At 49.9% G+C, this 2,381-nt stretch carries 2 protein-coding genes and 1 pseudogene; all 3 read right to left on the reverse strand.

The genetic code is table 11. The features are described from left to right. A partial coding sequence (locus tag Q0314_RS11305) for a serine/threonine-protein kinase (protein WP_366114630.1) occupies window positions 1-321 on the reverse strand: 321 nt, incomplete at its 3' end. Between the two features lie 29 nt (window positions 322-350). Then, window positions 351-1,130, reverse strand: a pseudogene (locus Q0314_RS07900) (iron ABC transporter permease); the annotation flags it as partial. Beyond that, window positions 1,120-2,274, reverse strand: a complete 1,155-nt coding sequence (locus Q0314_RS07905; RefSeq protein WP_298058050.1) for an ABC transporter substrate-binding protein — start codon at window positions 2,272-2,274, stop codon at window positions 1,120-1,122. The gene Q0314_RS07905 and the pseudogene Q0314_RS07900, both read right to left, overlap by 11 nt. Between the last annotated feature and the right edge of the window lie 107 nt (window positions 2,275-2,381).

Below are 2,381 nucleotides of genomic sequence, written 5' to 3' on the forward strand. Positions count from 1 at the left end.
GATCTGGTCTGAGGTGGCGGTGTTTTGGGAAGTTTCGCGCACCAGTCCGAAGTCGGCGAGTTTGACCTGGTGGTCGCCGTTGATCAGGATGTTGTCTGGTTTGATGTCGCGGTGCACCATCCCAGCAGAGTGCGCCACAGAGAGTCCGGTGAGCATGCTGCGCATCACAGCTGCGGCGGCGTGCGGGGGCATGGGGCCGCGCTCAGCGAGGAGTTCGCGGAGGGTACCACCGTTGATGAGTTCCATGATGAGGAACAGGTGGTCGCCGTCTTCACCCGTGTCATAGACGTTGACCAAGCAGGGGTGCGACAGTTGCGCCATGGATCGCGCTTCCCGGCGGAAGCGGTCGCGGAAGATGGGGTCATCAATGTAGCGATCGTTATAAATATGAGCTTGTATTTTTCGGGATTTATGCCGAGGCTTCTTGCCTGATCGTCGCCCAGGCTTAGTAAATTTAACTTCCACGCAAGCGTGCAAAGTGCTACAAAGCAAACTCCCGTGACCGAGGCGATCTCGCCTAGGCTTTGCCATTTGGAGTAGTACAGCCCGCCCATCATCCAAAATGTGATCTCTCTTAGCTGCGCGTCCTCGCTTACGTATTTTACGATCGATACGCACGCCGAAAATATCGAGCTTACGATGACGCCCGATAAAATAAGCCCCACCACGGGCACTATGCCGCCGTTTTTTGCGAGCGTGTAGGACAAAAATACCGCAAAAAACGAAAATGCAAACGCACTTAAAGCGATATTAAAAAATATGCCTGAAAACAGTATCGCTAGCGCCGCACCCAGGGCCGCGCGCGAGCTCGCTCCGAGTATAAAGGGCTCTACGAGCGGGTTTTTAAAGCAGCCATGATATATCGCGCCCGCATTTGAAAGCGCGAAACCCACTATCACGGCGGTTAAAATTCTAGGCATTCTGATTTCAAAGATGACGGTTTGATCCATTTTTGAGATACCTGCGGCGGGGATATCAAAAATTTTCAAATTTAAAACGTCTAAAATTTTAGCGATCGAAATTTTATAATCCCCGAGCATGAGCGCCGCGATCATACAGAGCAAAAGCGCGCCCAAAAGAACGAATAAAAATAGTAAATTTGACTTAAAAGCGCCGGGCTTAAAAGTCATTCTCTACCGTCCAGTCTAAAATTTGCTCGCTTCTAAGCGCCTTTGCCTGCTCCTCGCTCACGCCGTAAACGTCTTTGTAAAAATCAAGGACGAATTTATGAACTTTGATGTCCGAAAATAGCTGCGGATAGGCCGCTTTTGCGATTATTAGGATATCTATCGGGTACTCCACGCGGCGCGCGCAGTTCATCGGCGACCACGGCATGGCGTAAACGCGCTTGTTTTTGATCGCTTTTAGCTCCTCTAGTTTTTCAAAATCTGCCGAATTTAAAAGCTCGCTTGCGGGGTGGTAGCCGTTTGAGGTCGGCAGCACGATGACGTCCGGATCTATCGCGTAAAGCTGCTCGGTACTTAGGATCACGTTTGAGCCGTCGCCTCTAAAGGCGTTTTTAGCACCCGCGATATTTTCGATGATGAAGGATTCGGGGGTATTTACGCCGTAAGCGCTCGCCACGCCGCCGTTTTTGCGGATGTTTGGATTAAGCCCCATGTAGAGCATGCTGACCTTCTCGTCGTCTTTTAAATTTGCCGTGCGCTCCTGCACGAGTTTTTGGGTTTTATCGAGGTATTCAAAGAGCTTTAGAGCCTTGTCTTTTTGTCCGAATATCTCTCCTAGCACCCGCATCTCCTCTTGCATCGTTGCGATTTCAGCGCCTCTTGGAGCATAGATCACCGCAAGCGGGATGCCTAGCGCCTCGATAGTGGCGATCGTTTTTTCTACCGCGTCTTTATTTGAGCCGCGTAGCGTGCAGTCTCCGATACGAAGGATCACTAGCTGCGGATTTTCGTTTGCTAAGGCCTCGAAATTTATGACGTTTCCTTGCGGCGAATTTACGCACGGCAGGTCATTTAGCCACGGATGTAGATACTTCATGACGTTCCATCCGCGAAGCGTGTAGTTTTCACCCGCCTTGGTAGTGAAGTCGTATTTGTAGTCTCGCTTCATAGACCACGAGCCGATGAGTTTGACCTTGTCGATCACGCCAAGATGCGTCATGACGCTCTCGACAAATCCGTCGTCGATCGTAGCGACTCGCTCAAGCGGAGATGCGATCTTGACCTCCGCGCCGCGCATATCTTTGACGCTAAACTCGCCGCCCAGCGCCAAGCCAAGCGCAAGCAAAAAGCCGAGTATAAATTTCATAAAAGCTCCTTTTGTGAGGATAAATTTAACCTCGTCATTATAGCCTAGTATGATGAAATTTAAATTAATATTACTGCAGGACTACAAAAACATAAAATTTAAAATAA

This window comes from uncultured Campylobacter sp. (genome assembly GCF_938040115.1).
Lineage (GTDB): Bacteria > Campylobacterota > Campylobacteria > Campylobacterales > Campylobacteraceae > Campylobacter_A.

What these genes read in the sequence shown, in the direction of transcription:
- Q0314_RS07905 (WP_298058050.1), bottom strand. Translation starts at nt 2,274, where the DNA reads ATGAAATTTATACTCGGCTTTTTGCTTGCGCTTGGCTTGGCGCTGGGC.